Origin of the sequence: Amycolatopsis solani, assembly GCF_033441515.1 — a bacterium.
Taxonomy (GTDB): Bacteria; Actinomycetota; Actinomycetes; order Mycobacteriales; family Pseudonocardiaceae; genus Amycolatopsis; species Amycolatopsis solani.
In genome coordinates this window covers 2,376,725-2,403,634 of the sequence record NZ_JAWQJT010000002.1, presented here as the reverse complement: position 1 = coordinate 2,403,634, position 26,910 = coordinate 2,376,725, and the positions used below count along the sequence as shown (strand labels likewise).

30 protein-coding genes and 1 pseudogene are annotated in these 26,910 nt (G+C 71.4%); 14 read left to right on the top strand and 17 right to left on the bottom strand.

Going from position 1 to position 26,910, the window contains the following annotated elements; all coding sequences use genetic code 11:
* Positions 1–45 precede the first annotated feature (45 nt).
* Complete coding sequence (locus tag SD460_RS31630; protein ID WP_318307141.1) at positions 46–885, top strand: ACT domain-containing protein; 840 nt, start codon at positions 46–48, stop codon at positions 883–885.
* Positions 886–930: 45 nt separating this feature from the next.
* Here the strand turns inward: SD460_RS31630 and SD460_RS31625 are convergent, their stop codons facing one another.
* The 5 genes from SD460_RS31625 to SD460_RS31600 all read right to left on the bottom strand — a co-directional run bounded on the left by SD460_RS31625 (position 931) and on the right by SD460_RS31600 (position 5,523).
* Positions 931–1,863, bottom strand: a complete 933-nt coding sequence (locus SD460_RS31625; protein ID WP_354670596.1) for a cold-shock protein — start codon at positions 1,861–1,863, stop codon at positions 931–933.
* Between the two features lie 145 nt (positions 1,864–2,008).
* Entirely contained in the window at positions 2,009–2,953 is a 945-nt protein-coding gene (locus SD460_RS31615) for an NADP-dependent oxidoreductase (protein ID WP_290050253.1), read from the bottom strand.
* Positions 2,954–3,008: 55 nt separating this feature from the next.
* On the bottom strand, positions 3,009–3,749 hold the full coding sequence (locus SD460_RS31610; RefSeq protein WP_290050252.1) for a helix-turn-helix domain-containing protein: 741 nt from the start codon (positions 3,747–3,749) through the stop codon (positions 3,009–3,011).
* A 13-nt stretch (positions 3,750–3,762) separates the two neighbouring features.
* Positions 3,763–4,863: a Gfo/Idh/MocA family protein gene (locus tag SD460_RS31605; protein WP_318307140.1), complete on the bottom strand. Its 1,101-nt coding sequence runs from the start codon at positions 4,861–4,863 to the stop codon at positions 3,763–3,765.
* A gap of 54 nt (positions 4,864–4,917) precedes the next feature.
* Complete coding sequence (locus SD460_RS31600) at positions 4,918–5,523, bottom strand: TetR/AcrR family transcriptional regulator (protein ID WP_290050250.1); 606 nt, start codon at positions 5,521–5,523, stop codon at positions 4,918–4,920.
* 116 nt (positions 5,524–5,639) lie between these two features.
* On the opposite strand from SD460_RS31600, the gene SD460_RS31595 reads away from it, so the two are divergent.
* The 3 genes from SD460_RS31595 (at position 5,640) to SD460_RS31585 (ending at position 7,435) form a co-directional block, all read left to right on the top strand.
* Positions 5,640–6,611 carry an aldo/keto reductase gene (locus SD460_RS31595; RefSeq protein WP_290050249.1) on the top strand — a complete coding sequence of 324 codons (972 nt, stop codon included), beginning with the start codon at positions 5,640–5,642 and terminating at the stop codon, positions 6,609–6,611.
* A gap of 84 nt (positions 6,612–6,695) precedes the next feature.
* Positions 6,696–6,902, top strand: coding sequence for a hypothetical protein (locus SD460_RS31590; RefSeq protein WP_290050248.1), 207 nt, complete (start codon positions 6,696–6,698; stop codon positions 6,900–6,902).
* Entirely contained in the window at positions 6,902–7,435 is a 534-nt protein-coding gene (locus tag SD460_RS31585) for a P-loop nucleotide/nucleoside kinase family protein (protein ID WP_290050247.1), read from the top strand. Before SD460_RS31590 ends, SD460_RS31585 begins: the two co-directional genes overlap by 1 nt.
* Here SD460_RS31585 and SD460_RS31580 read toward each other — a convergent pair.
* The 4 genes and pseudogenes from SD460_RS31580 to SD460_RS31565 all read right to left on the bottom strand — a co-directional run bounded on the left by SD460_RS31580 (position 7,419) and on the right by SD460_RS31565 (position 11,172).
* Positions 7,419–7,833 (bottom strand): annotated as a pseudogene (locus SD460_RS31580) (beta-class carbonic anhydrase). The gene SD460_RS31585 and the pseudogene SD460_RS31580 overlap by 17 nt on opposite strands.
* Before the next feature lie 252 nt (positions 7,834–8,085).
* Complete coding sequence (locus SD460_RS31575) at positions 8,086–9,342, bottom strand: hypothetical protein (RefSeq protein ID WP_290050245.1); 1,257 nt, start codon at positions 9,340–9,342, stop codon at positions 8,086–8,088.
* Positions 9,343–9,685: 343 nt separating this feature from the next.
* Positions 9,686–10,357 carry a response regulator transcription factor gene (locus tag SD460_RS31570; RefSeq protein ID WP_290050244.1) on the bottom strand — a complete coding sequence of 224 codons (672 nt, stop codon included), beginning with the start codon at positions 10,355–10,357 and terminating at the stop codon, positions 9,686–9,688.
* A gap of 227 nt (positions 10,358–10,584) precedes the next feature.
* Positions 10,585–11,172, bottom strand: a complete 588-nt coding sequence (locus SD460_RS31565) for a TetR/AcrR family transcriptional regulator (RefSeq protein ID WP_318307139.1) — start codon at positions 11,170–11,172, stop codon at positions 10,585–10,587.
* Positions 11,173–11,250: 78 nt separating this feature from the next.
* Here SD460_RS31565 and SD460_RS31560 point away from each other — a divergent pair, with 78 nt between their 5' ends.
* Positions 11,251–12,387: a YbfB/YjiJ family MFS transporter gene (locus tag SD460_RS31560; protein WP_318307138.1), complete on the top strand. Its 1,137-nt coding sequence runs from the start codon at positions 11,251–11,253 to the stop codon at positions 12,385–12,387.
* A gap of 29 nt (positions 12,388–12,416) precedes the next feature.
* On the top strand, positions 12,417–13,109 hold the full coding sequence (locus tag SD460_RS31555) for an alpha/beta fold hydrolase (RefSeq protein WP_290050240.1): 693 nt from the start codon (positions 12,417–12,419) through the stop codon (positions 13,107–13,109).
* A gap of 6 nt (positions 13,110–13,115) precedes the next feature.
* On the opposite strand, the gene SD460_RS31550 is transcribed toward SD460_RS31555, so the two are convergent.
* Positions 13,116–13,418 carry a putative quinol monooxygenase gene (locus tag SD460_RS31550; protein ID WP_290050238.1) on the bottom strand — a complete coding sequence of 101 codons (303 nt, stop codon included), beginning with the start codon at positions 13,416–13,418 and terminating at the stop codon, positions 13,116–13,118.
* Between the two features lie 187 nt (positions 13,419–13,605).
* Here SD460_RS31550 and SD460_RS31545 point away from each other — a divergent pair, with 187 nt between their 5' ends.
* Positions 13,606–14,550: a GlxA family transcriptional regulator gene (locus tag SD460_RS31545; RefSeq protein WP_290050237.1), complete on the top strand. Its 945-nt coding sequence runs from the start codon at positions 13,606–13,608 to the stop codon at positions 14,548–14,550.
* 71 nt (positions 14,551–14,621) lie between these two features.
* Positions 14,622–15,167: a carbonic anhydrase gene (locus SD460_RS31540; protein ID WP_290050235.1), complete on the top strand. Its 546-nt coding sequence runs from the start codon at positions 14,622–14,624 to the stop codon at positions 15,165–15,167.
* Between the two features lie 37 nt (positions 15,168–15,204).
* Here the strand turns inward: SD460_RS31540 and SD460_RS31535 are convergent, their stop codons facing one another.
* Positions 15,205–15,924, bottom strand: coding sequence for a GlxA family transcriptional regulator (locus SD460_RS31535; RefSeq protein ID WP_290050233.1), 720 nt, complete (start codon positions 15,922–15,924; stop codon positions 15,205–15,207).
* A 72-nt stretch (positions 15,925–15,996) separates the two neighbouring features.
* Between SD460_RS31535 and SD460_RS31530 the strand changes: the two genes are divergently transcribed.
* Positions 15,997–16,359 (top strand): cupin domain-containing protein, encoded by a 363-nt coding sequence (locus SD460_RS31530; RefSeq protein WP_290050231.1) that lies wholly within the window; start codon positions 15,997–15,999, stop codon positions 16,357–16,359.
* 15 nt (positions 16,360–16,374) lie between these two features.
* Here the strand turns inward: SD460_RS31530 and SD460_RS31525 are convergent, their stop codons facing one another.
* Positions 16,375–16,869 (bottom strand): SRPBCC family protein, encoded by a 495-nt coding sequence (locus SD460_RS31525; RefSeq protein WP_290050229.1) that lies wholly within the window; start codon positions 16,867–16,869, stop codon positions 16,375–16,377.
* 100 nt (positions 16,870–16,969) lie between these two features.
* Here SD460_RS31525 and SD460_RS31520 point away from each other — a divergent pair, with 100 nt between their 5' ends.
* From SD460_RS31520 to SD460_RS31505, 4 genes are all read left to right on the top strand, one after another.
* Positions 16,970–17,845 carry a helix-turn-helix domain-containing protein gene (locus SD460_RS31520; protein WP_318307137.1) on the top strand — a complete coding sequence of 292 codons (876 nt, stop codon included), beginning with the start codon at positions 16,970–16,972 and terminating at the stop codon, positions 17,843–17,845.
* A gap of 67 nt (positions 17,846–17,912) precedes the next feature.
* Entirely contained in the window at positions 17,913–18,869 is a 957-nt protein-coding gene (locus SD460_RS31515) for an SMP-30/gluconolactonase/LRE family protein (protein WP_318307136.1), read from the top strand.
* 31 nt (positions 18,870–18,900) lie between these two features.
* Entirely contained in the window at positions 18,901–19,797 is an 897-nt protein-coding gene (locus SD460_RS31510) for an MBL fold metallo-hydrolase (RefSeq protein ID WP_290050225.1), read from the top strand.
* 19 nt (positions 19,798–19,816) lie between these two features.
* A complete protein-coding gene (locus SD460_RS31505) occupies positions 19,817–21,235 on the top strand; it encodes a carboxylesterase/lipase family protein (RefSeq protein ID WP_290050222.1) in 1,419 nt (472 codons plus the stop codon).
* Positions 21,236–21,238: 3 nt separating this feature from the next.
* Here the strand turns inward: SD460_RS31505 and SD460_RS31500 are convergent, their stop codons facing one another.
* A complete protein-coding gene (locus SD460_RS31500; protein ID WP_290050221.1) occupies positions 21,239–21,703 on the bottom strand; it encodes a MarR family winged helix-turn-helix transcriptional regulator in 465 nt (154 codons plus the stop codon).
* A gap of 14 nt (positions 21,704–21,717) precedes the next feature.
* Here SD460_RS31500 and SD460_RS31495 point away from each other — a divergent pair, with 14 nt between their 5' ends.
* Positions 21,718–22,335 carry an NADPH-dependent F420 reductase gene (locus SD460_RS31495; protein ID WP_290050220.1) on the top strand — a complete coding sequence of 206 codons (618 nt, stop codon included), beginning with the start codon at positions 21,718–21,720 and terminating at the stop codon, positions 22,333–22,335.
* A 166-nt stretch (positions 22,336–22,501) separates the two neighbouring features.
* On the opposite strand, the gene SD460_RS31490 is transcribed toward SD460_RS31495, so the two are convergent.
* The 4 genes from SD460_RS31490 to SD460_RS31475 all read right to left on the bottom strand — a co-directional run bounded on the left by SD460_RS31490 (position 22,502) and on the right by SD460_RS31475 (position 26,877).
* Positions 22,502–23,782: a DUF2254 domain-containing protein gene (locus SD460_RS31490; protein ID WP_290050218.1), complete on the bottom strand. Its 1,281-nt coding sequence runs from the start codon at positions 23,780–23,782 to the stop codon at positions 22,502–22,504.
* A 120-nt stretch (positions 23,783–23,902) separates the two neighbouring features.
* Complete coding sequence (locus SD460_RS31485; protein WP_318307135.1) at positions 23,903–25,810, bottom strand: S9 family peptidase; 1,908 nt, start codon at positions 25,808–25,810, stop codon at positions 23,903–23,905.
* A gap of 246 nt (positions 25,811–26,056) precedes the next feature.
* On the bottom strand, positions 26,057–26,389 hold the full coding sequence (locus SD460_RS31480) for a hypothetical protein (RefSeq protein WP_290050215.1): 333 nt from the start codon (positions 26,387–26,389) through the stop codon (positions 26,057–26,059).
* Between the two features lie 89 nt (positions 26,390–26,478).
* Entirely contained in the window at positions 26,479–26,877 is a 399-nt protein-coding gene (locus SD460_RS31475) for a peptidase inhibitor family I36 protein (protein ID WP_290050214.1), read from the bottom strand.
* Between the last annotated feature and the right edge of the window lie 33 nt (positions 26,878–26,910).

Sequence of the window (26,910 nt, the reverse complement as noted above, 5' to 3'; positions counted from 1 at the left end):
CAGGTCGGCGGGTGCGGCGTAAAAGAGGGCGTAGATGCTGGCCGCATGACCGAAGCCGAGGCGCAGCCGAAGACCGTCCAGCGGGCGAGGACCTCGATGACCCGGGAGCTGATCGAGCTCGCGGCCCTGTTCATCGCCACCGGGGTCGCCGATCTGTTCGTCAGCACGTTGTCGCACAACCGCGTCGGCCCCGTCGTGCTGTTCGGGCTGGGCGGGCTCCTGATCGCCACCGCCGCGTGGCGCCGGTGGTGGACGCATCGCCCGCGCCCGAACCCGGCGCGCGGCGGCACGGGTGAACACCCGCTGCTGACCGGCGTGGCGTGGCGGGTGCGCGCCACGGTCCGTGACGTGCCGGGAAGCTTGGCGGGGGTGACGGCCGCGCTGGCGGCGCACCGCTACGACATCGTTTCGCTGCAGGTGCTCGCGGTGCCGGACGGCGTGGTGGACGAGTTCCTGGTCCGGGCGCCGGCCGGGGCGACCGCGGCGGACATCGCGACGGTCACCGAACTCGGCGGCGGCCGGGACGTGCGCGTCGTCCCCGCGGACGTGCACGAGTTCGTCGACCTGCCGACCCGGTTGCTGACACTGGCGGCCGCCCGGGAAACGGGCCTGGACCAGCTGCTGCCGGCGGTGCTGGGCGAGTGCGACATCGTCCGGAAACCGGTGGGGCGTCGCGGGAAGCGGGCCGGTGAGGGCATCGACGGAACGGTGATGCGGCTGGCCGACGCCGACGGCGGCCTGGTGGTGACCCGGTCGCTGCTGCCGTTCACCCCGGCGGAGTTCGCCAGGGCCAAGGCCGTCCTCGACCTCCAGCGCCGCCTCGCCGGGACTCCCGAGACCGTGTCGCCGGGCGGCGGCGATCCCCGCGACCATCGACGGGGATGAACGAGCACTCTCGCCGGGAAGTGATCAGCCGGTGGGGCCGCCTCTTCAGAGGCGTTCGACGCGGTCGGCCTGCGGGCCCCGGTCGCTCTGCCGCACCGCGTACCGGACCCGGTCACCCTTCTGCAGCGGCTCCGACCCCATGATCACGGACGCGTGGGCGAAGAGGTCGTCGCCGCCTGCGTCCGGGGTGATGAAGCCGAAGCCGCGGTCGCCGTCGTAGCGCGCGACGACGCCCTCGCCGCCTCGTACGGGCGGCCCTGCGGCCGCGGCAGGTGCCGGCCGCTGCGGCGCCGTCTGGGGCTCGGCGCCCCGGACCAGGTGCACGTCGCGGGCCTGCGGGCCCTTGTCCCCACTGGCCACCTCGTAGGCGACGCGGTCACCCTCCGTGAGCCACGTCAGCCCCTCGGCCAGGGCCCGGGCGTGCACGAAGACGTCCCCGGCGCCGGAGTCGGGGTTGATGAAGCCGAAGCCCTTGTCCTCGTCGTACCAGGCCACCGTGCCGTCGGCACCGTCCGCGGTACCGGCCGCAGCGGGTGAGCCGGCCCCTGCTCCCAGCGGAATCACGTGCTCGGCCTGCGGGCCGCGCTCGCCTTCGACGATCAGGAAGGCCACCCGCTGCCCCTCGGTGACCACGCCGCCGGTCACGATGGCGGAGCTGTGCACGAAGATGTCGGCGCCGCCGCCGTCCGGCGACGCGAAGCCGTACCCCTTGCCCGGCTCGTACCAGTTGACGGTGCCGAGCACGCCCACAACGCTGCCGGTGGCAGCATCGCCGGTGACGCGAACGCGTAGCGCCTGCGGCCCGCGGTCGTTCTCGCCGACCTCGAACACGACGGCCTGACCCTCGCGGAGCAGTTTCCCGCCGCCGTCCCCGACGATCTCGGAGGCGTGCACGAACACGTCCGGCGAGCCGTCCTCGGGCGCGAGGAAGCCGAAACCCCGTTCGGCGTCGAACCAGCGGACGGTCCCTTGCGGCATCAAAGACTCCAGGTCGAGAGGGCGGGCATTGGCCCCCAGTCTCCCTGACGGGCCTCCGGTCCGCCGGGCCGGGCCCACCGGCGGGCGGTGCGGGCCGTTGGTTCACCCAGCGACACGCCGAGTTTTGAGACCAGGTCTTATGGCATCAGGAGAAGTCCAGGACCAGACGTCCGCGCAGACCGCCGGCGGCGAGGAGCCGATGGGCGTACGCGGCCTGCTCCGGCCTGAGGACGGCGTGGACGCGCGGGGTCAGTGTCCCCGCCTCGACCTGACGCGCCAGCGTGTCGAAGGCGTCGGTGTCGGTCCAGATGTCGGAGGTCATGATGGGGCGCACCCGGATGCCCCGCTCGGCCGGTCCGGTCCAGCCGCGGAGCTCGATCACCGTCCCGCCGTCCGCGACGGCGGGCAGGAGCTCGCTCGTCTGCACCGAACCGTCGACGACGCCGGGGACGCCGTCGGGAACCAGGTCCCGCAAGCGCTCGGCGACAAGGGCGCCGCGCTCGACGACGTGGTCGGCGCCGAACCCGGCGACGAGGTCCCGGTCGCGGGGTGCGGCGTCGGCGAGCACGGTGAGCCCCTCCGCCCGCGCGAGCTGGACCGCGTAGCCGCCGACCGCCCCGGCGGCCCCGGTGACCGCGAGGGGAGCGCCCGGCGGCAGCGCCAGGGTGTCCAGCGCGAGCCGGGCGGTCAGGGCGTTCATCGGCACGGTGGCGGCCGCGGCGAGCGAAATCCCCCGCGGCGCGAGTACTACGCTCGCCGCCGGCACCACGACCTGTTCGGCGTACGCGCCGCCGTGCGGGCCGGTGAACGGCACGATCGCCACGACCTCCTGCCCCTCGGCCAGCCGGGGGCCGACGCCCGGGCCGACTTCGTCGATGACTCCGGCGGCGTCCATGCCGGGGACGAACGGGGGCCGGCTGCCCGGCATCCGCACCGCGTGCCCGCCCGTGCGCAGCAGGACGTCGGTCGCGTTGACCGCGGCCGCGTGGACGCGGATGCGCACCTCACCGCGGCCGGCTCGGGGCTCGGGGAGCTCCAAGACCTCGAGGACGTCCGGGGCGCCGAATGCGTGCAGTCCGATTGCCTTCATGCCCCGCACAACCCCAGGCTTCCGGCCCGCCATTCCGATCACGAGAGGGAGGGATTCATCCCCCCTTGGGTGCGGCGGAGAGCCGCCGGAGGGCTGCCGCCGAGGTGCTGCCGGGAGGGGCGGTCAGGGTCAGCAACCTCTGGGCCGGATCGCCGGGACGCACCAGTACGTCCCGATCGAGCCACAGCTCGCCCGCGTGGTGGTGGCGGTAACCGGTGGGCCGGTCGTGACGGCTCTCGACACCGTGCTCGTTCCACCAGCGGCGGAAGTCGGCGTCGCGCTCGCCCAGCTCGGCGATGGTGGCGACCAGCGCGGGATCATCGGGACGGCAGGCGCTGTCGTAGCGCAGCGCGGCCACCTGCTGCCGTGCCGCCCGCGGCCAGTCGAGGTGCCGGGCGCGGATGTCGTTGATTTCGGTGCCGGGGCCGAGGATCATCGCGGGGGACAGGACCAGCTCGTCGAGCAGCCGGAGAAGAGTCGCCGACGCCTTGGGCGGCACCCGTCCCGGCGCACGCGGTCCACTGTGACCCGCGAGCGTCGCCGCGTAGTGCCGTTCCTCGCCGGTGAGGCGCAGGGCCCGGGCCACCGCGTGCAGGACCGGTTCGGAGACGGCGATCCGTCCCTGCTCGACCCGGGTGTAGTAGTCCGTGCTGATGGCGGCGCGCGCGGCGACCTCGCTCCGGCGCAATCCCGCCACCCGCCGTCCCCGGTCGGCGGCGATTCCGACGCTCGACGGATCGAGGGATTCCCTGCGGGCCCGCAGAAAAGCACCCAGCTGGTCCGGCCACCGCGTCACCGAAATCGCCCCCTTACCGTGGGGGGAGGGTTTCTCGCCGGCCGGAGGCGGCGGATCGCGCGATCGCGTCGAGGAGCCGGTGGCGCCGGACGGCGTGGGTGACGTCCGGGGCGACGGCCGTTCCGTGGACGAGGTCGTCCCGGATCGCGGCGTAGGCGTGCGCCAGTGTGTGGATCGGGGTTCCGGCCAGGGCGGGGTAGTCGTCGTAGCCGCTGGGCAGCGTGAGTTCCGCGGGCTGACCGCCGTTGCGTGTGCCGTGCACCGTGACCGGGCCGAGGTGCGGGAATTCGGCGCCGGTGATCTCGAGCCTTCCCGCCGTGCCGTCGATGATCAGGGAGAACCCGGCACCCGTTGCCGCGCCGCCACGGTGGTGGGCGGCCAGGATCGCCCCGCCCGCCACGGTGCCGGAGATCGCGATCTGGTCCTCGGCGGTCATCGCGACGACCTGCCCGGTGTGCCCGAGGGGAACCCGGCGGCGGCGGGTCGCGGTCGTGGCCACCACATCTCGCAGCTCGCCGACGACCATCGACACCAGGTCGATCGCGTGTCCGAACGGGATGGTCAGCATCGTGGCGCCCAGCTCGCGGTCGAGCGTGTAGACCAGGTTCGGGGACACCGGAGTGCCCCATTCGGTCGACGACGCCACGACGGTGGCGGAGAGCACTTCGCCCACGAATCCGTCGGACACGAGGTCGGCCAGCCAGCGGAAGGTCGGCGAGGCGCGTCCTTGAAGACCCACGAAGGTCCGCGTCGTCCTGGCGGCCGCCGCCATCTCCTCGGCCTCGCGCAGGCCGACGGCCAGCGGCCACTCGGAGAGCACCGGCACTCCCGCCTTCAGCACGGGTACCACGAGTTCGCGATGCCGGGGCACTTTGACGGCGACGACGACGAGGTCGACGTTCTCGTCGCCGGCGAGGCGCTCGACCGAGGTGTACGCGGGTACGCCGTACGCAACTCCTGCGGCCTGGGCCGAGGCCTCCGAGCTCGCCGCCAGCGCGCGAAGTTCGAGGCCGTCGACGGCTTTCAGCGCGGGCAGGTGCGCCCCGGCCGCCCAGCCTCCGGTGGCGCTCAATCCGACGATGCCGACGCCGATCGGCTTACGGGGGTCAGGCACCGAGCTACCGCCTCAGGGTCTTGTCGTCGAAAGGTGAGCGAAGGAGCGCAGCCGCTACGAAGGCCAGCTGAGCAACGCCGTGTCGGCGATCTCGTCGAGCTCGGCGGCACAGAGGCCGTTGGCGGCCTGCACGGCGATGCCGAACCCCATCGTCATGATGAACCGGGCCAGCCGCCGGGGGTCGGCGTCGCGGGGGAGGTCACCCTCGTCGACGGCGCGCCGGAAGCGCTCCTCGAGGCGGACTCCCGCGTCGTTGCGCCAGTCGGCCAGCAGGTCGTGGGCGGTCCGGCTCTCGTCGCTCGAGGCGAGCGCGCCCTGGACGGTCAGGCAGCCCGCGGGGCCGTCGGGAGGGGTCGTGGCGCGGACCGCGCCGCGGAGGAACGCCGACGCCACGGCCCTTGCGGTGGGCTCCTCCAAAGCGCGCGTGGCGTAGGCGGCCGGGCCTGCGCCGTAGCGCTCGACGGCCTTGCGGAACAACTGCTCCTTGTTGCCGAAGGCCGCGTACATGCTCGTCTTCGTGATCCCCATGGCGCCGGTCAGCTCGGCGAGGCTCGCACCTTCGTAGCCCTGGGCCCAGAACACCCGCATCGCGCGTTCCAGCGCCTGGTCGACGTCGAAGCCTCGCGGCCGACCCATGACGGCCTTGCCGGAGTCGCTCATACGACAACAGTACCACTCGGTACAGATATTGGCGCTTAGTTCGGTACCGATCGGTCCTGATGTGTTAGAGTTATGCACCGAACGGTACTTAACTCATCGGATGGGAAGTCCAGAGCATGAAAACCCTTACGTTCGGCGGCCTCGAGGTCTCGCGCATCGGCCCGGGGGCCATGGGAATGTCGGCGTTCTACTCCGGCGCCGGCCGGTTCGACGACGAGTCGATCCGCACGATCCACCGCGCTCTGGACCTCGGGGTCACCCACATCGACACCGCCGAGGGGTACGGCCCCTTCGTCAACGAGGAACTGGTCGGCCGGGCCGTGCGGGGGCGCCGGGACGAGGTCGTGCTGGCGACCAAGTTCGGACTGATCTCCCACACCGGCGGCTCGGCTCCGGACAGCACCCCGGCCAACATCCGCCTGGCGGTGGAGGGATCACTCGAGCGCCTGGGTACCGACCACATCGACCTCTACTACCAGCACCGGGTCGACCCCGGCACGCCCATCGAAGAAACCGTCGGCGCGCTGGCCGAACTGGTGGCCGAAGGCAAGATCCGCCACATCGGCCTGTCGGAGGCCGGCCCCGCCACGATCCGCCGCGCGCACGCCGTGCACCCGGTGACCGCGGTCCAGTCCGAATACTCGCTGTGGACCCGCGACCCGGAGGCCGGGATCCTGCCCGTCCTGCGCGAACTGGGTATCGGCTTCGTGCCCTACTCCCCGCTCGGCCGCGGCTTCCTGACCGGCGGCATTCGCTCCCTGAACGACCTCGACGCCGACGACTGGCGCCGCACCAACCACCGCTTCGCCGACGGCAACCTGGAACGCAACCTGCGCATCGTCGACGAGGTCCTGGCCGTGGCCGCCGAGATCGGTGCCACGCCCGCACAGGTCGCCTTGGCCTGGCTGCTCGCCCAGGGGGACGACATCGCGCCCATCCCCGGCACCAAGCGAGTCGCCCGCCTGGAGGAGAACGCCGCCGCCGACGCCATCGAACTCACGGCCGGCCACGTCGCCCGCCTGAACGACCTGCCCCCGGCCTCCGGCGAGCGCTACGACGCGGACAACATGGCCGCCATCGACCGCTGACCGAAGGGGCGAACCGTGGCTGTCGCCGGGTCCGCGATGTGAGCACGCCCTTCCCGGCCGCCAGAGCGGCTTAGGCTGCCGGACGTGACGACGCTCGACGATTCCGGGGCTGCCACCGCCCTGCCGTTGATCGACATCTCGCGGTTTCGCGGCCCCGCCGAGCCCGGGTTCGCGGTGGCGACCGGAACTTCACCCGCCACCGCGACACCGGAGCTGTTCGGGGCCGCGTCGAACGCTTTCGCCCGGGCGACCGTGCCGGCGGCCGGCGAGCTGTACCCCGCGGACCGGTGATGCCCGTCGGCCTGATCGTGCTCGGCGGCCTGCCGGGCACCGGAAAGACCACCGTGGCCCGGCCCCTGGCCCGGGCGCTGGGCGCGGCGTACCTGCGGATCGACACGATCGAACAGGCTTTGGTGGACTCCGGTGAGCTGGCCGCGCCGCCGCGGGCCGCGGGGTACGTCGCCGGCTACGCGCTGGCCCGCGACCAGCTCGTCAACGGAGTCGGCGTCGTGGCCGAGTGCGTGAATCCCCTGAAGCTCACCAGGGACGCGTGGCGGGCGGCCGGCGCCGGCTTTCCGGTGCTCGAGGTCGAGCTGGTCTGTGGTGACGTGACCGAGCACCGCGCCCGCGTCGAGGGCCGGGAGGCCGACGTCCCCGGCCTCCGGCTCCCGACGTGGCGAGACGTCGTGGCGCGGGAGTACGAAGCCTGGGATCGCGAGCACCTCACCATCGACACGACGTCAGCCGGCGTGACCACCAGCGTGGACCGGATCCTCGCCGCGGTGAGTCGTCACGTTCCCGGGGCGATCAGCTCACCTCGTTGAGTTTCCCGGTGGCGAAGACGAACCCGCGCACGGAGTCCTTCTTGGGGACGAACGGGCTGTTCTTGATCCGGGCGATCGACTGGCGGACGTCTTCGTCGAGGTCGGAGAAGGCTTCGGCGGCCCAGGCGGGCTTGACGCCGACGTCCTGCTGGATGGACTTCTTGAAGTCGTCGTCGGTGAAGGTGAGCAGGCCGCAGTCGGTCTTCGGTGACGACGCCGCCGGCGTTGCGGATGACGTGCGCTTCGCCTTCTTGCAGGCCGAGCACGCCGTAGACGTTGATGCGGGCGTCCATGCAGGCGAGCACGGCGACGTGCTTGGCGGGCGGCAGCGGCAGCGGTCCGGTGAAGCGCGCGGCGTACTCGGCGTTGTTGGCGAGCAGCTCGTCGGTGACCGACATGAGCGATCCCTTCTTCGGCGGAATGGTGCGCGCCGAGTCGATCGCTGCATGCAGGTATGCGCAATTCTGCCCATGAGCTGGACGGTTTCTGCTCCGATCGGGCGACCGCGGCAATCCGGCCGGTCCACGGCGCCGAACGACCGCCCTCGCCTTTTCGATGACGTCGGGCCCGGCGAACCGGTTGACTCGAGTGAATCACGACTATCCGTGGGTCCGGCGTCGACTCGAAGCAACACCGTCCGGCCGCGGCGGTCACCCTGGACGATGTCCGCGCGGCAGCGTGGTGACCACAGTCAGAAGCGCAACGACCAAACCGGCGGTGGGGGCGATGGTCGCACCCAGAACGGCGCGGAACACGATCGAACCGGGCGATACCAGCACCACCAGCAAACTCAGCGCGGCCACGACCGCCCACACCGCGACAACCCGGCCTGTCTGTTTACGGGCGACCAGCACCGCGCCCGCCAGCATCGTTGCCACCAGCATGATTCCGGACCAACCCAAACCCGCCATCGTCCACGCGGGTACCGTGAACTGGTCCTCGTGCAGCAGGTGGAACACGTGCAGCAGGTGGAACACCCATGGTCCCGCGACGTAGGCCACCGCGCTCACGACCAAGCCGACGATCACCGTCGCGCCTGCTCCGGCAGCCGCGATCCGGTTGAGCCGCCGTCCTCCGTCCGGCTGGTGCAGTATCCGGACGACCGTCGGCACCGCCAACGTCTGGATCGGCGAAAGCACGAGCAGCAAAGGGGACCTCAGGAGTGACACGGCCAGGAACAAACCGCCGAGCATCTCCTCGCTCCCAGGGGGTGCGGCGATCTTGACCACCGCCGGGTAGCCGGTCAGCACGCTGGCCGTCAACGCGGAACTGGCGATCAGACCCAGCATGCGCCGCCACAGCGCGCCCCACGGCTCGCCCGGGGTACTCGTCTCGACCATGCCTCGTGCCCGGAACACGAAGGGCAACCAAGCGCATGATCCGGCCGCGACAGCGACCGCCAACGAGGTCAGGCCGTTGATTCCGGCAACGGTGAATCCGGCGAACAACGCCAGCCGCACTCCGGCCTCGGCGAGCAGGATCGCCGAGTAACGGCCGTTCTGCGCGGCTCCGATGAACAGGCCTCGCAGAGCGTAGAGCGCGGGAAACGTCGCAACACCGACCCCGGCGATCAGCGCCAAATCCCAGTGCCGGCCGAACAGTTTCGCGTTCACTGTCGGCACTGCGAGCAAAGCGGTCACCGCGATCGCGACCAGGTGAGTCACCGCGACCGTCCTGGCCACGCTCAGGCCGGGCCGGGCTCCCCGCGTCGCAGCCGCAGCTGTTTGCCGCGACAACTCCTGCTCGACGGGCGACAGGGCGCTGCCCACGCCCATCAGCAAACCCCAGAAAGCCAAGAAAATCGCGTTGTCAGCCGAACCGAGGTACTTTCCTGCCCCGATGATCAGCACATAGCTCATTGCCGACGTCGCGACGACCGTCACGCCGAGCCCGCCGACCGTGCTCACGCTCGACCGGCGGCGGCCACCGGCCTTCAAGGCCGCTCTGTCGCTGTCCCTCGGGTCCGCACTCGCCATGTCGTCCAATCGGTCCTGCCGCACCGCAAACCCTTCGACGTTGTGTCCGGCCTACTGGGAAAGTTGATTGAAATCCACTGTGCTGAGTGGACGACCGCGTCGTCGACAGTCGTTGACGTTCTGATCCGTCACGGAGAAACAGTGGCAAATTCGTCGTTCAGCCGAGTCGGTGGCCGCGACTGAGCTCCAGGGGCCGTGCGTCCCTCGTAAATGACGGGCTGAGCGGTCCGGGGGAGCTGTGGCCTGTCTGTGATCGCGGCTCCCCACCAGCTCGTCAGTCCGTCGCCGACAACGGCCCGGTCAACCCATTGCGGTAAGCGAATATGACCATCTCGCTACGGCTGGACACGTCGAGTTTTCGCATCGCACGGTGAAGGTGGGTCTTCACCGTCGACTCGCTCACAACCAAGATCTGAGCGATGTCGGCGTTGCTTCGTCCCGCGGCGACCAGCCGCACCACTTGAGTTTCGCGAGGCGTCAATCTCGTCAACGCCGGTGCGGGATCGCCGACAGGCAGCACGCCGCAGCGATGTGCGGCCACCAATCGCCGAACCGCCCACTGCGGCAGCCGCAGTTTTCCGCCGGCGACCTGGATGATGCCCTCGATCAACTCGCCGACCTCGACATCCTTCGACACGGAACCCGCTGCGCCTGCGCACACCGCGTCCAGGACCAGGTCCTCGTCCCCGGGTGTGGAGGTCACCATGATCCGCGGGCTGTTCCTTCGGCTTCTGGCGAACACCTGGTCAATCAGGAGGATGCCGTGTCGACGCAGCAGCGCCGCGTCCAGCAGCACGACCTGCGCTTCTCTTCCGCGCACCACGGTCATCAGGCTGAGGGCGTCGTCGGCTTCCCCGGCCAGTCGACAACGCCGAGATTTCGCCAGGACGGTGCAAAATCCCGCTCGGGTGAGCTCTCGACTCTCCGCGACGACGACGGCAATCAAAAGTATTCCATTCTCAAAGAAATGATGCAGACTTCACGATATTTCGCCTGCGTCTGTACCTCTGCTGTGTCCCCAGTGACCCGCGGAGATTATCCAATCAAGATCATCGCTGTCGTCATCCGAAAGGAGCGACACGGCCGACTGTGGTCGAGGCCACTGAAGTTTCGATAGCCGTATCTGCGCAGGGAAGCAAGGCCCTCTTCGCTGGTGCTGGTGAGCCTCGTCCGTCAGGGGCGGCGGGCCGCGGCGAGCAGGGCGAGTGCTGCCTCGCAGGCGTCTTCGCCCACGCCATGGGGGCCGTGGTGGTCGGCCACGACGGTGGCGCCCTCGACGAGGATGAGCAGTTGCCGTGCGAGCCGGTGCGGGTGGGCGGCTCCGGCTCGGCCGGCGATCTCGGTGAGCAGTTCGAGGTAGCGGCCGAGGTGGCGTGCGGTGATGGCCCGCACGGTGCCGGTGTGGTGCTGGGCGGCGGCGTTGAGCAGTGCGCAGCCGCGGAAGGCCGGCTCGCCGTACCACCCCTGCAGGGCGTCGAACAGGGCGGTGAGCTGGTCGGCGGGATCGTCGCCGGCGGCCGTGACGGCGCCGGTCAGCCAGCTCATGACCCGGTCGCTTCGTGCTTCGAGCACCGCTTGGACGAGGCCGTCCTTGGTGTCGAAGTGCCGGTAGAGCGTCTCTTTGGACACGCCGAGGCGGGCGCAGAGTTCGGTCACGCCGATGCCGTCGAGTCCGCGTTCGTACAGCAGGCCGGTGGCCGCGTGCAGGATCGTGGCGCGAGTGCGGTCCGGGTCGATGGTCGAGCCTTTGGCAACGGGCACAAGACGATGGTACCGATCGGTTCGATCGGTGTGCTAGCGTCCAGATCGTACCGATCGGTTCGATCTGCGGGGGTGGGCGTGACAGCGACTCGGGAGGCGGCGCGGCTGGCGCTCGGGACCGCCTCCGCGCTGGGGCTCGGGCGTTTCGCCTACGGCCTGCTCGTCCCGGCCATGCGGGAGGACCTGCGGTGGACGCTGGCCGAGGCGGGGGCGATCAGCACCGTGAACGGGCTGGGTTACCTGGCCGGCGCCGTGGTGACGGCGGCCGTGGTGCGCCGGTGGGGTACCGCGGCGGCGTTCCGCTGGGGCATGGTCGTCACCGCGCTGGCACTGGCCGGCACGGCGGCGAGTGACGTCTTCGGGGTGCTGCTGGCGGTCCGCGCTGTGGCCGGCGCGAGCGGGGCGGTGGTGTTCATCGCGGGGGGTGTCATCGCGGCCCGGGCTTCCGCGCGTGCCGGCTCCAGCGCACCCATCACGGTGTACTTCGCGGGCACGGGCCTGGGGATCGTCCTGAGTGGCGTCATCGTTCCAGGACTGGCGGAACGCTGGCAGGTGGCGTGGATCGGTCTGGGTGTCGCAGCCGGGGTGGCGGCCCTGATCTGCTGGAGGGTGGCGGGAACCGGCGAGGAGCCGCGGCCGGCCGGCGAGGTCGGCCGGGCGCGGGTGCGCCCGCTGTGGCGGATCGCCGTGGCCTACTTCCTGTTCTCGGCCGGCTACATCGCCTACATCACCTTCCTGTCCGTGTACCTGGCCGACCGGCACGCATCGGTCGTGGAGGTGGTGCTCACGTGGACGGCGCTGGGCGCCGCCGTCGTGGCGTCACCCGCCCTGTGGAGCCGCCCGATCACACGATGGCGCGGCACGCGTGCTCTGGCTCTCGTGCTCGGCGTGCTGGCCGGCGGCGCGGCGCTGGCGCTGGTGTCACCCTCACCTGCCGTGACGATCGCCTCCGTGGTCGCCTACGGAGCGACCTTCATGGCGGTCCCCGCCGCCGTCACCGCGCGCATCCGGACCGTCGTGCCACCCGACGGCTGGACCGCCACCCTCGCCGCGTTCACCACGCTGTTCGCCGCGGGACAGACCGTGGGCCCGTGGCTGGCCGGCCTCCTCGCCGATCACACCGGGGTGGCCGCGCCCCTGGCCTGGACCGCCGTCCTGTGCGCCGTGGCGGCACTGCTGGCGGCGGCCCCGAAACCCGACACCGAGATCCGCTGAATCCCCCGACGACCACCCGGAGCACGATCATGGCCACTTTCGTCCTCGTTCCCGGCATGTGCCACGGCGGCTGGTGTTTCGCCGACCTGACCGGGCAACTCCGCGGACACGGGCACCTCGTCCATCCGCTGACGCTGACCGGGCTCAGCGAACGCAGCCACCTCCTGCCCGGCGGAGTCAACCTCGACACGCACATCGAAGACGTGACCGCGCTGCTGGCGGCCGAGGACATCCACGACGCCGTGCTGGTCGGCCACAGCTACGGCGGAATGGTGATCACCGGGGCCGCCGACCGCGTGCCCGAGCGCGTGGACCGCCTGGTCTACCTCGACGCCGTCGTGCCCGAGCACGGCGATTCCTGCTGGGCACTGGTCTCCGACCAGGAACGCCGGTGGTACCTCGACGTCGTGGACACCGGGTACGCCGTGCGCCCGCTGCCGTTCTTCGACCCGCGGGCCACCCCGCACCCACTCGCCTCACTGCTCCAGCCGCTCCGCCTGTCCGGCGGCCCGACCCGGTTCCGGCGCCGGGACTACGTCTACGCCGCCGGCTGGGACGGCGAATCGCCCTTCACCCCCATCTACCAGCGCCTGCGTGCGGATCCCTCGTGGACCACCCACGCTCTCGACGGCGGGCACAACCTCATGCGGGACGTGCCCGGCGAACTGCTGAAGATCCTGCTCGACACCGCCCGGCCGATTGAGCAGGTCGACCGGTCCTGACCACCTTCACTTCAGCTTCGACGCCAGCACATCCAGCTGCGCGATGTCGGGTGGCTTCGCGAACAGCTCGCCGGCCCGCGCCCCGAGCGCTTGGCCGACCTTGCCCTGCAGATGGGCCGTGCGGCCGGCGTCGTCGGGGAAGAAGTCCACGATCGCGTAAGTCGTCGGTCCGAGCTTGACGGCGAACCAGGGGTAGGTGGCCGGCTCCTCCTCGACCAGCGAGCGACCGGTGTTGAGGAACTCCTCGACGTCGGCCTCTTTGCCCGGCTGGGCCTCCAGCGTCACCAGCAGTCCCACCGTGACGGACATGTCTGCCTCCTGCGGTTCGTTCGATCTCTCCGGAGGTCAGCATCGGGCGGTGCGGGCGCGCGGCGCATCAGCCCGCCGGGCCCGATATCGAGCGTGGTTGTCGACCCGCCGGGCCGGGCCTGCCGAGTACTCGACGTTCGGCCCGGGAGGCGGAGGCGCGCGGGCTCGGAGTGGGATACTCGAACCCATGCCACCGCCAGAACCCGGCCCGCACCGCGTCGTCGCGCTGGTGCTGCCCGGGGTGGTCACCTTCGACCTCGCCATCGCCGCGCAGGCGTTCGGGCACCAGGAGCAGGCGGACCTCTACCGGTTCGACGTCTGCATCCCGGAGCCGGGACGGGTGGCGACCCAGTCGCCGTTCGCGATCGATGTCGAATGTGGACTGGAGGCGCTGGAGCAGGCGGACACGATCGTCGTGCCGGGGTTCCGGCCGCTCGCGGATCCGCCGCCGCACGTGCTCGACGCGCTGCGGGCGGCGTACGCCCGTGGCGCGCGGATCGCCTCGGTGTGCATCGGGGCTTTCGCCTTGGCGGCCACGGGTTTGCTCGACGGGCACGTCGCGACGACGCACTGGCGGGAGGCGGGCGAATTCCGGCGCCGGTTCCCCGCGATCCGGCTCAACCCCGGCGTCCTCTACGTCGACAACGGCCGGCTGCTGACCAGCGCCGGCCTCTCCGCCGGGATCGACCTGTGCCTGCACATGATCCGGCAGGACCACGGCGCGGCGGCCGCCTCCCGGGTCGCCCGGTACATGGTCGTCGCGGCGCACCGGCCCGGCGGGCAAGCGCAGTTCGCGAGCCAGGTCAGCGAAGACGACGGCCTGTCCGCGACGTTCGGCTGGATGGTCGGCGAAATGCACCGGCCGCTGACCGTCGCCCAGATGGCCCGGCACGCCGGGATGCCGGAACGCAGTTTCGCCCGCAAGTTCCGCGCCCGCACGGACATGACCCCGATGCGCTGGCTCGCCACCCAGCGGCTGCTGGAAGCGCAGCGGCTGCTCGAGTCGACCCCGCTGCCGGTCGAGGACATCGCGGAACGCACCGGGCTGGGCACCGCGGCCAACTTGCGCCTGCACATGGCCCGCCAGCTCGGGACGACGCCGACCGCCTACCGGAAGTCCCGCGCGTCGTAGTGGCCGAAGCCTTTCGCCAACTGGCTGTCCTGCCCCTGGTCCGATCCCCGCCCCGTCAGCAGTCTTGAGGCATGAGCACCTTCGAGGAACTGCTGGACAACAACGCCCGTTTCGCCGAAACCGACGCCAAGGCCAAGGTTCCGGACATCCCGTTCATCCCGAACAAGCAGGTCTACGTCCTCACCTGCATCGACCCCCGGGTCGACCCGGCGGCCACGATGGGCCTCGAACTCGGGGACGCGATCGTCGCCCGCACGGTCGGCGGCCGCGCGAACCAGTCCTTTCTGGACGATCTGGCGTGGATCAGCTACCTGCACGAGACGAAGACCCCGGACGCGGACTGGTTCGAGATCGCGGTCGTCCACCACACGGACTGCGGTTCGGCGTTGATGGCCGATCCGGAACTGCGCAAGGGGTTCGTGGAACTGGGCTTCGACGACGCGGAAATCCGGCGGACCGCGGTCGTCGAGCCGTCGGACACCGTCCCGGCCGACGTGCAGGCGATCCTCGACGCACCGGCCGTGTCGGGGCGCATCAAGGTGTCCGGCTACCGCTACGACGTGAAGACCGGCCGCCTCGAGCAGCTTGTCGCGCCGCGGTCGCGGGACGATCGATAGGTCCCCGCCACCGTCCACTGAGGATCGGCGCGACTGGTCACCGCGCGGCGGTTCGCAAGTAAGCCGATCGGTACTGGCTCGGCGTCAGGCCGGTGCTGCGCCGGATCAGCCGCCGGAGGTTCGAGGCGGTGCCCAGCCCGCTGCGGGCCGCCACGTGGTCGAGGCCGCCGGAGCCGGTTTCCAGCAGCCGCCGGGCCAGTTCGGCCCGCTCGAGGTTCAGCCACGCCAGCGGGGTCGTGCCGAGCTCGGTGCGGAACCGGCGGTGGAAGGTGGTCACGCTCTGGCAGGCGTGGGCGGCGAGGTCGTTGACGGTGAGCGGGGTGTCCAGCCGCTCCCGGGCCCACGCCAGGGTGTCGCTCAGCGACTGCTGACGCGCTTCGGGCACCGGTTTCTCGACGAACTGCTTCTGCCCGCCTTCGCGGTAGGTCGAGAAGATGAGCCGCCGGCTGACCGCGTTGGCGATCTCGGCGCCGTGGTCGGCGCGGACGAGGTGCGGGGCCAGGTCCAGGGCGGCCGCGCTGCCCGCCGAGGTGAGGACCGAGCCGTCGTCGACGTAGAGCAGGTCCTCCCGCAGGTCCACGGTGGGGAAGCGGCGGCGGAACTCGTCGGCGATCACCTGCAGTGTGTAGAGCTCCCGCCCGATCTCCGGACGGCGCCGCGCCCCGAACACCTCGCACACGCAGGCGAACTCGAAGGGGTTCGATCCCTCGTCGAGGAGCAGGCCGACCGGAACCGGCTGGTAGGAATCGCGCGACATCCGCCATTTCTACCACTGTTTTCGCGACGGCTCCGGCGGCACGATCGGGACACCACGACAAGGAGGGTGCTCATGACGGCCATCGATCTCGCGCACGAAGCGGCCGGGCTCACGGAGTTCTGGTCGCAGCGGGTCCTCGCCGAAGCCAACGGCAACCTGTTCAAGGTCGCGAAGGGCATCGGCTCGACCACCTGGCACCAGCACGACGACCAGGACGAGACGTTCCTGCTGCTCAGCGGCCGGTTGCGGATCCAGCTCCGCACCGGCGACGTCGAGCTGCGCCCGGGCGACCTCTACGTGATCCCGCGCGGGACGGAGCACTGCCCGGTGGCGGAGGAAGAGGCCCGTTTCCTGCTGATCGGGCCCGCGGTCACCTCGACCGCCGCCGGGGGCAAGCCGGCGTGGAGCTTCGACGGCGGCACCGAGCCCAGCTGACCGGCCGTTCCGCCGCTACTGCGGCGATCCGCCCTGCTCGGCGACCCAGCGCGCGAGCGCCGCCAGGGTGGTTTCGACGCTGCCCGCCATGTATTCGCGCAGAGCTTCCAGCTCGGCCAGGGACTTTCCCAGCACCGGGTCGAAGCGCAGCAGCCGCCAGGACTGGCGCACCAGGCTTCCCCTCCCTTCGGCACGGAAGTCCCACGCCCAGCGGACGATGCCGTCCTCGGTGCCGCCGACGACGAAGCTGAACGCGGACCCCGGATCGGCTCGCTCCACTTGGGACCGGGTGGTCCACTCCCGGTCTTCCCGGCGGTTGGCGCCGCTGAACCACGCGCCCGGCCACGGGCCGTCGCCGTCGTCGTAGGCGACGCCGCTCGCCGTCGGGCTCCACCGGCCGATGGCGGAGACGTCGCTGATCAGCTCGTAGACGCGGGCGGGGGCGGCGTCGACCCACGCGCTCCTGGTGAAGGCGAATCCGGTCACGTCGAGTTCCTCGATGGTGTTCACGAGGTCAGCTCACTCGCCCGAGCGCCCGGCAACCAGCCCCGCCGTTGCCTACCCCCAGCTGGGGCAGGCTGACGGCGGCGAGGCGATCGATACTGGAGCCATGACCGGAAAGACGCAGCTCGGGGCCTTCCTCCAGGCGCGGCGAGCCCAGGTGCGACCCGAAGACCTCGGGCTGCCGACCTACGGCGAACGCCGTCGCGTGCCGGGGCTGCGCCGGGAAGAGCTGGCCCTGCTGGCCGGGGTGAGTGCCTCCTACTACACCCGGCTGGAACAGGGACAGTCGCTCAGCGCGTCAGCCGAGGTCCTCGACGCGATCGCCGGGGCGCTGCGGCTGGACGACTCGGAGCGGCGGCACCTGCACGACCTGGCCCGCGCCGACCGGCGGCGTCCGCGGAACCGGCGTCCGGCGCCGGAGCGGGTGACCGAGGCGGCCGGTCAGCTGCTGGACGCCTTGGCGGGAGTGCCCGCGATCGTGCTCGGCCGGCGCACCGACGTGCTGGCCTGGAACCGGCTGGGGCACGCGCTGTTCGCCGGTCACCTCGACTTCGCGGCCCCGGCGCGGCCCGCCGAGCGTCCGAACATGGCCCGCCTGGTGTTCCTCGACAGCCACACCCGGGAGCTCTACGCCGACTGGACGGGCAAAGCCCGCGCGGTGGTCGGGAACCTGCGGCTGGTGGCGGGGGAGTACCCGGACGACGCGGTGCTGCACGCCCTGGTGGGCGAGCTCAGCGCCAAAAGCCCGGAGTTCGCCGGGATGTGGGCCGACCACCGGGTCAAGGCCTGCGCCGTCGCCCCGTACGAGATGCGGCACCCACTCGTCGGCACCCTCACCGTCCTGCAGCAGACCCTGAGCAGCGGGCCGGGTCCCGCCGTCGTCGTCGCCACGACGGAACCGGGCTCGCCGGCCCGCGCGGCGCTGATGCTGCTCTCCCAAGCGGTCGAGCGCGACACCGCCCCGGCGTCGACGCCGGTCTGACCCCACCACACCCCCGCGCGCCGGTGTGTCGCTGACGCGCGCCCGAAAAACGAGTGAAGGAACCACGTTGTCCAAAAAGCTGCCCTGGTACTCGGCGTCCGTACTGGTCGCCGCGAGCGTCGCGCTGACCGCCACGCCCGCGTCCGCCGTCACCGCCCCGCTGCACAACGCGCGGATCGCCGCCCACTTCGACCTGGCCGCGGGGCAAACGCCCGAGAACGTTGCCCTGACGCCCGGCGACGCTCTTGACGTCACGTTCGCGGCCGGGCGCCAGATCGCCGAAATCTCCCCGGCCGGGTCCGTCCGCGTGCTGGCCACCCTGCCCGCGCCCGCCGACGGGGGAGTCCACACCCCGGTGCTCGGGTTCCCGCTCACCGTCGGGATCACCCGCGCGGCCGACGGCACGCTGTACTTCCTCTACGCCACCGGCACTTCCGACCTCACCGGCGTGTGGCGGCTGCGGCCCGGCGGCCGGCCCCAGCGGATCGCCGCCCTGCCGGCCGAGGGGCTGCCCAACGGCCTGGCCCTCGACCAGGCCACCGGCACCCTGTACGTCACGGACTCGGTGCTCGGCACCCTCTGGCGGGTGCCCGCGGCCGGCGGCACCCCGGTCGCCTGGTCCACCGCGCCCGAACTGGCTTCCACCGGCTTCCTCGGCGCCAACGGCCTGAAGCTGCGCGGGGGCGCGGTGTGGGCCACGAACCTCGACCGGGGGACCGTGCTGCGCATCCCGATCCGGCGGGACGGCGGCGCCGGCGCGGTGCGGACGGTCGCCACCGGGCTGGAAGGCATCGACGACTTCGCGTTCACCGGCCGCGGGGACGAGCTGCTCGCCGCGCTCAACGGCCCCAGCGAAGTCGCGCTCGTCCGGTCCGACGGGAGCCACTCGATCGTGCTGACCGCGGCCGACGGCCTGCAGAGCCCCACTTCGGTGGCCGTGCGCGGCCGCACCGTCCACGTGTTCAGCGCCGCGTACGTCACCGGGCGGGACCCGAACCTCGTCGTCGCCGACCTCGGCTGCTGACCGAACCCCTTTCACCGCAAGGAGAACCGCCATGGACCAGATCGCACTGGGCGAGGTCACCGTCACCCGCGTCGAGGAGACGCACGGCCCGATCATGCCCACCGATCAGTTCTTCCCCGACGTGCCCGAGGAGGCCTGGCAGGAGCACCGCGAGTGGCTGGTGCCCGACCACCTCGGCGCGGACGACAAGATGGTGCACGTCGCCATGCAGTCGTGGGTGCTGCGCAGTGGCGGCCGGACCATCGTCGTGGACACCGGCGTCGGCAACGGCAAGGCCCGGCCCGCGGTGGCGGCGTGGGACCACCTCGACCTCGACTACCTCGGCGCCCTCGCCCGTGCCGGCGTCCGGCCGGCGGACGTCGACCTGGTGGTCAACACGCACCTGCACGTCGACCACGTCGGCTGGAACACCCGCTGGGACGGGGAAAACTGGGTGCCCACCTTCCCCAACGCCACCTACCTGATGCCCCAGGCGGACTTCGAGTTCTGGAATCCCGCGAACAATTCCGGGATCGCCGGCGGGGTCAACGAAAACGTCTTCGAGGACAGCGTGGTGCCGGTGCACGCCGCCGGTCAGGTGCGGCTGTGGGAAACCGGCCACGTCATCGACGCCAACCTGCGTTTGGAAGCCGCGCCCGGGCACACCCCCGGGTCGAGCGTGGTGAAGCTGGAGTCCGGCGGCGACCGGGCGCTGTTCGCGGGTGACCTCCTGCACACGCCGCTGCAGGTCACCCACGCCGAGCACAACAGCTGCTTCTGCGAGGACCCGGCGCAAGCACGGGCGACGCGCCGCCGGTTGCTGGGCTGGGCCGCCGATTCCGCCGCGCTGGTGCTACCCGCCCACTTCAGCGGTCACAGCGCGCTCGAGGTCGAACACCGCGGCAGCGGGTTCGGGATCAAGAACTGGGCCCCGTTCCCCCGGTACTGAGCCGGACAGGAGACGCAGGATGGCTCCGGCCGAATTCAGCACGGTCACCACCACCGGGGGACCGGTCCGCGGTCGCCGGCACGACCACGGCACCGTCCACTTCGGCGTGCCCTACGCCAAGGCACCCCTCGGGATCCGGCGGTTCGCCCCGCCGGATCCCCACCCGGGGTGGTCCGGGGTCCGCGACGGAACCCGGCCGGGCCCCACCGCGCCGCAGCCGGCCCGGGATTCCTTCGGGGTGCTGGACATGTCGCCGTACTTCGGCCCGGGGTGGCAGCGCGGCGACGACTACCTGACGGTGAACGTCTGGGCCCCGCCGGCGGACGGCTCGCCGCGCCCGGTTCTGGTGTTCGTCCACGGCGGCGGTTTCGTCGCCGGGTCCAACCGCGCACCGCTCTACGACGGCTCGGCGTTCGCCCGGGACGGCGTCGTGCTCGTGACGGTCAACTACCGGCTGGGCATCCCCGGTTTCCTCCACCTGCCGGACGCGCCGGACAACCGCGGCCTGCTCGACGTCGTCGCCGCTTTGCGGTGGGTGCGGGACAACATCGCCGGGTTCGGCGGCGACCCGGGCACCGTCACGCTCTCGGGGCAGTCGGCCGGCGCCATCCTCGTCGGTGGCGTCCTCGCCGAGCCGGCCGCGGCCGGCCTCTTCCACCGGGCGATCATCCAGAGCGGCAGCGGCACCGCCGCTTTCGCGCCCGAGCAGGCGGCCATGGTCACCGGGCGGGTGGGCCGGCACTTCGGTGTCGCGCCCACCGCCGCGGCGCTGGCCGACGTCCCGGAGGACCGGCTGGTCGCCGTGCTGGCCGACCTGGCGGGACTGGATCTGCGGACGTCCACCCACCACCACCCGCTGGGCGGCATCACGGCGTTCAGCCTGGTGAGCGAACGCCAGCCGGCCGAGGCTGCCGGTGACAGCGCCGTCGACCTGCTGATCGGCGACAACCGCGACGAGGGCCGCCTTTACCTCGCGCCCGCGGGCAAGCTGGCGGGCAGCACCGACCTCGACGTCCGCGAGACGGCGGCGCTCTTCCACCGCGACCCCGACGACGCCGTGCGCGGCTACCGGAGCCGCTACCCGCACGCCGGACCGGCCGAACTGCGGACGCTGGTGCTCAGTGACGGCCTGTTCCGGACCGGCACACACGCCTTGGCCACGGCACACACGTCGGGCACGACCTACCGCTACGAGTTCGGCTGGCGGTCGAACGCGGTCGACGGGCAGCTGGGCGCCAGTCACGTGATGGAGCTGCCGTTCGTCTTCGACAACCTTGCGTTGCCCTCGTTGCGTGGGCCGCGGAAGCTGCTGGGCACCGGCGAGCCGCCGGCGGCGCTCGCCACCCGGATGCACCGCTCGTGGGTCGCGTTCGCCGGGGCGGGTGATCCTGGGTGGGCGGAGTACTCGCGCGGCGGGCACGTCGAAGAGCTGGCGTAGCGCTCAGTCCTGGTCCCGTGCGGCCAGCCGGGCGTTGACCTTGGCGCTGATGGCCGCGAGCGCGTCGAGTTCCTGCGGGGTGAGGTGGTCGATGACCATCTCGCGGATGTCCGAGACGTGCTGGGGGGCCGCGGCTTCGATCAGCTTCGTGCCCTCGGCGGTGCTGGCGATCACCGAGCCGCGCTGGTCGGTGTCGCAGGGTTCCCGGCGCACCAGGCCGCGTTTTTCCATCCGCGTCAGGTGCTGGGACAGGCGGCTCTTTTCCCAGTGCAGCAACCGGCCGAGCTCGTAGGACCGCAGCGGTTCCGCCGCCTCCGACAGGTGCGCGAGCACCTGGTAGTCCGCATTGGACAGACCGCACCGGTGCCGCAGCTGGCGGTCGACGAACTCCGTGAGGCCCTCCTGCATCGCCATCAGGCTCCGCCAGGCTTGTTGTTCCCGCTCGTCCAGCCACCGCACCCGCGTCATGGTCGGAGTTCGGGATGATCGGAGCCGGGACGCTGTCCCAGGCCATCGCGAGCCACCCGCTGAAGGCGGGCCACGAAGTGGTCTTCAGCAACAGCCGCGGACCGGAAACCTTGACCGGGCTGGTCTCCCGGCTCGGCCCGGGAGCGTCCGCCGGCACCATCGCCGAAGCGGGTGAAGCCGATTTCGTCGTCCTGGCCGTGACTTGGCGCCGCGTACGCGAAGCGGTGAAAGCGCTTCCCGCGCGGCCGGGCCGGATCCTCATCGACGCGACCAACCAGTGGGCGGACCCGCCTCCCGCCGCCGTCCTCGACAGCTTGGACGTCGGCGGCAGCGAGTTCGTCGCCTCGCTCCTGCCGGACGCCCACGTGATCAAGGCGTTCGACAACCTCTACGGGCCGGTCATCGCGGCCGACCCGGTCACCCCGGCGGGCCGCCGCATCCTCTTCCACGCCGGGGACGACGCGGACGCCAAGGCTCGCTTCCGCACCGTGGTCGAGGAATTCGGCTACGCGCCGGTGGATCTCGGGCAGCTGCCGATGGGCCGCCTCATGCAGGTCGACGGCCCCCTGACCGGGCTGCACGCCATCCGGGAGGACATCGCGCACCCGGTCGGTATGCCCGACCGCACCTGAAGTGGGCGCCCACCGCCGCGGCGCGTGCTGTTCGTCCGCCCGCGAACCCCGCGAAGCGGGAGGACACCGCGACCTTCAACGCCACCCTGCAAGCCGGGTCTGACGTGCCGGGCACCGTGCTGCTCACCGACCGGGCCTCGTCGAACCGGCCCCGGCGGAGCGGTGTTCAGCGTGGCGACCCAGGCGGGCTTCCGCCGCCGAGGTCGGCTCCGGACCCGACACCCTGTTGGTCGGGCACGAGCGCGGCCTGCCGATCGGGCCCGTCGTCGTACTGGTGCTCGACCGCGGCGGTGAGGAGGTCCAGTTGCCGGTCGAGCGGGGGATGCCGGTCCGGTGGCGCGACGGCCTTGAGGTCGTGCAGCGCGGCGAAGAGCCGGCGTGGGATCTGCGGTGAGGCGGGGCCGGCGAGCCGGAGCTCGTCGAAGGCGAGCCGCACGTAGCCGTCCCAGCCGAGGACGCGCTCGATGAGCCGGACGTCGCCGTCGGCGTCGTGGTGCCGTCCGGTCGGGAAGCGCCGGGTGGCGAGCTGGCGGAGGCCGTCGTGCAGGCGGTGGATGACCATGACGGTCGTGGTGGGGTCGGTGAACGGCTGGGCGATGCCGCGTTCGGCGATGTCGACGAGCTTGCGGAAGCCGTAGGCGGGATCGTCGCCGTGCGTGCGTTCGGCGGCCAGGACGACGAACCCGGCGAGCTGCGCGTGATCGAGCCGGGCAGCGTCCCCGCGAATCCGGAACAGCGGCGCATCGGCGGGCACGAAGTCACCCATCATGGGAACCAGTTCGAGCACACAATCGGGGTCGCGAGCGGCGGCGACCAGAGCGGGGCGGTCCAGGTCGACCACGATCCCGGATTCGGGGCAGACGACGACGTCGCGCGACGTGGGTGCGGGGTCGTCGGCGGCGTAGAGCCGGTCGATCTGCTCGTGGAGGTGGTCGCCGACCAGGTCGATCAGGCCGGCGGCGCGCAACGAGTTCCCGGAGTGGTGCATGTAGACGAACAGGGTGACGATGCTGGCCAGCATGAGCAGGTAGGCCACCAGGACCGTCAGGCCGGGCACGGTGCCGCCACCCTGGGTGTCCAGCTCGCGCAACGCCAGGATGGCGAAGGTGAAGGTCGAGGCGAACAGCCCGTAGGCGAATTGGCTGGCCCGGTCCTGCAGCAGGGCTCGCACGATCCGCGGCGAGAACTGGCCCATGGCGAGCTGCACGGCCACCGTGGTGATGGTCAGCACGAGCGTGGTCAGGGTGACCATGGCCGACGCGATCGTGCTGAGGATGGTGGACACCGAATCCGGCTTGCCGGTGATCCCGGCCGGGATCAGGCGGTCGCCGAAGGCCCGGTCGATCGCCACGGTGACCACGGACAGCGCGATCGCCGCGAGCACGCAGAGCAGGGGAACGATCCAGAGCTCGCCTCGCAGGCGGTGACGGGCGCGCAGTGACAGCATTGTCGACCTTCCTTTCGGTAAGCGAACAGGCCGGACTCGCTCTCGCCTAGGTGTCCGGGGTCATCCCGGAAGCTTCGATCGGATGGCCTACCCGTGCCGGGGTGACATAAACAACCCCGGTCAGGGCTGGAGCCAGCGGTCGAACCAGGCGCGGGTGCGACGCAGGACGTCGAGCTGGTGGTTGCGTTCCCGGATCGAGTGGCCCTCCCTGGGGTAGATCACGAATTCGTGCTCGGCGCCGAAATGGCGCAGCGCCCGGTGGAAGTACACGGCTTGGCCGAGCGGGACGTTGGTGTCCTCGGCGCCGTGCAGGATGAGCACCGGGGTGCGGATGCGGCCGGCGAACGAGATCGGGCTGACGGCGTCGTGCGGGTGTGGGCCGGTCCCCTCCCACCCGATGCTGCCGCTGAGCGCGCCGTCGAGCCGGCCGTGCTCCCCGGTCGCGGCGAGCATCCCCCAGTCGGTGATGCCCGCGTCGACCAGCGCGGCGCGGAACCGGTTCGTCTGCCCGATCGCCCAGGCGGCCATGAACCCGCCGTGGCTCCCCCCGGCGATGCCCAGCCGGTCGGGGTCGGCGATGCCCTCGGCGACGAGCAGGTCGATGCCGGCCACGATGTCGGTCCACTCCTCCCGGCCGACCCGGCCCGCGACGCTCGCCGCGAACTCGTGACCGTGGCCCTGGCCGCCGCGAGGGTTGGGCAGGAACACGGCGTATCCGGCGGTGGCCAGCCACTGTGCCCGTGCACCGGGGAACGAGAACAACTGGAGGCGATCGGCGTACCGGTCGTCGGGGCCGCCGTGCACGATCGTGACGAGGGGGAACGGGCCGTCCGAGGCGGATTTCCCGGCCGGCAGCACGAGCAGACCGTCCAGCTCGAGGCCGTCGGCGGCTCGATAGGCCAGCGGTCGCTGGGTACCGAACACGATGCCGTCCAGTTCGGGGCGGGTGTCCGTGATCTTCCGCAGCGGTCCGGCCGGTGACCCGATGTGAACGTTCGTGGGTTGGTACCGGCTACCCGTCAGTGCCGCGATCGTCGTGCCTTCCGGAGTGGTGGCGAGGGCGTCGAGGTGGCCGGGGTGCTGCGACAGTGGCGTGGGACCGTCGGGGTCGAGCCGGGCCAGTGTCGTGTCGAGGCCGTTGAGGAAGACCACCAGCGGGGCGGCGCCGGTCTGGCACAGTTCGGCGGGGCACATCGGCAAGCCGGCGGTGCGATTGCGGCGGACCCGGCTGCTCATGGCCAGGTCGAACACGGCGGTGCCGGCGTGGAGCACCGGCGGGGTGAGGGCGATGTACCCGAGGTGCCACCCGTCCTCGCCCGGCCACCACGCCAGGGATTGTGCGTCGACCTCGACCGGCCCGAGGTCTTCCGCGGTCCCCGTGGCGGGGTCGAACAGGTGCAGCCGGCCGGTGCGGGGGCCGTAGTCCTTGTCGGCGCCGGCCCGGGTGAGCACGGCGAGCGGACCGCCGTCGGGTCGTTGCCGCAGTTCCACGACGTGCCGGCCGTCGAACACGCTAGGGGTGCTGACGTGGCCGGTGCGCACGTCGAGCAGGCGCAGCCGGGCCCGGGGCTCGCGTTCGCCGACGACGATGGCGTCGTCACGGTCCTCGGCGCGCCGCAGGTCCTGCTCGGTGGGCTCGTCGTCGGCGAGCAGAGCGATCAGGTGGGGATCGGCGAGCGGCAGGTGGTCGATGATGCCGGCGCGCCAGCTGGTCACCGCGCTCACGACGCCGTCGGTGGGGGTGAACCGGTGCAGCTGCGGAGTGCCCCGCTCGGCGCGGTCGGACAGGAAGTACAGCGTGCGCGAGTCCGCGGACCAGCGGGGCCGGGACTCCGTCGCGGTGTCGGCGGTCACCCGGCTCCACACCTCGTCGCCGTCGATGTCGGCGAGCCAGAGTGCGGTGTCGAGGTGGTCACCGATTCGGCTGATGGGGGCGAGAACGTAGCAGAGCCGATGCCCGTCCGGGGCGAGCGCCGGTGTCTGCGGGACGCGACCCTCGACGACGAGTTCGGCGGTCAACCGTGTCATGTGATCAGTGTGCCAAGATCGGGTGATCACTGAGGTCCGATCGGCGGGACGGGTTCGCAGGGGGCGGCCTTGCGGGCATCGTCGCAAAGGATCGGCCGACGAGCCGCCCGACGACCTCGGCGTTCCGCGGCCGGAGCCACGACACCGGACGGCTGGCGGCCGACCAGGGAAATGCTGCTCGAGTACACGCTCCCGATCTCGGAGGAGGAGTTCCAGCGGCTCCGGCCTGGCGACGCGCCTGACCGACTACGCGCAGAACAGAGTGTCGAGCGTGGATATCTGCGGACTCCAGTCGGCGCTGCCGTATTTGACCACCAGATAGTGGACCCACTGCACGTGACCTCCGCAAATCGAGGACACCTGCGGGTTGCCGGAATAGATCGTCCGCTGTTCTCCGGCGGCGAGAGTCGGGAAGCCGACGTCATCGTGCTTGAGCGTTCCGGTGGTTTGCAGCCGGTAGTCCATGTCCCACGCCACGGTCCGCGCGGTCGTCGCCGTGTTGATCAAGCCCAGGTAGCCGAGAACATGGCAGCTGTTGCTGTCGCAGTTGTAGCGGAAACACACCTGGTAGCGGATCACTCCGTATCCGCTCGTGCCGGAACACTTCGGCGAGCTCGTGATTCCATCGGCGCGTGGAAAGATGTGCCGAGAAGCGCGGCCATGCCGAGTCAGAGAAAGTCGATGGACTCGTTCCGCCTGAACGCGAGGTTCAGGTTCGTCCGCTGCCTGTTGGCGAGGAACAGGTCCGAGGTGTTTTTGTAATCGACGTTGGTGAACACCCGGACGTTGCGGTCCGTCCGGTTCCACGCCGAGTCCGCGAGGCGCCAGACGCATTCGCCCTCGCCGACTCCGTCGCCGCGGAACTCGTAGCACGTCGGCTGGGTCGGACCGAGGTTGGGGATGTCGCCGACGGCGAAGTCCGACACCGATCCGCCGTCGTCCGCGCCCACCGGGTCCCAGTACAGGCAGAACTCCCCGTCGTCGCAGTGGCCGTCCCGTGCTGCGGTTGCGTGGGCCGTGCCGGCCAGGGGGATCGCCAACCCGACCGCGACGCCGACGATCGCCATCGTTCTGGCCGCACGTCTGCTTGCCGCGACAAC

Coding starts and splice junctions, on each gene's coding strand:
- SD460_RS31630 (WP_318307141.1), top strand. CDS start 46: ATGACCGAAGCCGAGGCGCAGCCGAAGACCGTCCAGCGGGCGAGGACC.
- SD460_RS31625 (WP_354670596.1), bottom strand. CDS start 1,863: ATGCCGCAAGGGACCGTCCGCTGGTTCGACGCCGAACGGGGTTTCGGC.
- SD460_RS31615 (WP_290050253.1), bottom strand. CDS start 2,953: ATGAAGGCAATCGGACTGCACGCATTCGGCGCCCCGGACGTCCTCGAG.
- SD460_RS31600 (WP_290050250.1), bottom strand. CDS start 5,523: ATGAGCGACTCCGGCAAGGCCGTCATGGGTCGGCCGCGAGGCTTCGAC.
- SD460_RS31595 (WP_290050249.1), top strand. CDS start 5,640: ATGAAAACCCTTACGTTCGGCGGCCTCGAGGTCTCGCGCATCGGCCCG.
- SD460_RS31585 (WP_290050247.1), top strand. CDS start 6,902: ATGCCCGTCGGCCTGATCGTGCTCGGCGGCCTGCCGGGCACCGGAAAG.
- SD460_RS31555 (WP_290050240.1), top strand. CDS start 12,417: ATGGCCACTTTCGTCCTCGTTCCCGGCATGTGCCACGGCGGCTGGTGT.
- SD460_RS31550 (WP_290050238.1), bottom strand. CDS start 13,418: ATGTCCGTCACGGTGGGACTGCTGGTGACGCTGGAGGCCCAGCCGGGC.
- SD460_RS31545 (WP_290050237.1), top strand. CDS start 13,606: ATGCCACCGCCAGAACCCGGCCCGCACCGCGTCGTCGCGCTGGTGCTG.
- SD460_RS31540 (WP_290050235.1), top strand. CDS start 14,622: ATGAGCACCTTCGAGGAACTGCTGGACAACAACGCCCGTTTCGCCGAA.
- SD460_RS31535 (WP_290050233.1), bottom strand. CDS start 15,924: ATGTCGCGCGATTCCTACCAGCCGGTTCCGGTCGGCCTGCTCCTCGAC.
- SD460_RS31530 (WP_290050231.1), top strand. CDS start 15,997: ATGACGGCCATCGATCTCGCGCACGAAGCGGCCGGGCTCACGGAGTTC.
- SD460_RS31520 (WP_318307137.1), top strand. CDS start 16,970: ATGACCGGAAAGACGCAGCTCGGGGCCTTCCTCCAGGCGCGGCGAGCC.
- SD460_RS31510 (WP_290050225.1), top strand. CDS start 18,901: ATGGACCAGATCGCACTGGGCGAGGTCACCGTCACCCGCGTCGAGGAG.
- SD460_RS31505 (WP_290050222.1), top strand. CDS start 19,817: ATGGCTCCGGCCGAATTCAGCACGGTCACCACCACCGGGGGACCGGTC.
- SD460_RS31500 (WP_290050221.1), bottom strand. CDS start 21,703: ATGACGCGGGTGCGGTGGCTGGACGAGCGGGAACAACAAGCCTGGCGG.
- SD460_RS31495 (WP_290050220.1), top strand. CDS start 21,718: ATGATCGGAGCCGGGACGCTGTCCCAGGCCATCGCGAGCCACCCGCTG.
- SD460_RS31490 (WP_290050218.1), bottom strand. CDS start 23,782: ATGCTGTCACTGCGCGCCCGTCACCGCCTGCGAGGCGAGCTCTGGATC.
- SD460_RS31485 (WP_318307135.1), bottom strand. CDS start 25,810: ATGACACGGTTGACCGCCGAACTCGTCGTCGAGGGTCGCGTCCCGCAG.
- SD460_RS31475 (WP_290050214.1), bottom strand. CDS start 26,877: ATGGCGATCGTCGGCGTCGCGGTCGGGTTGGCGATCCCCCTGGCCGGC.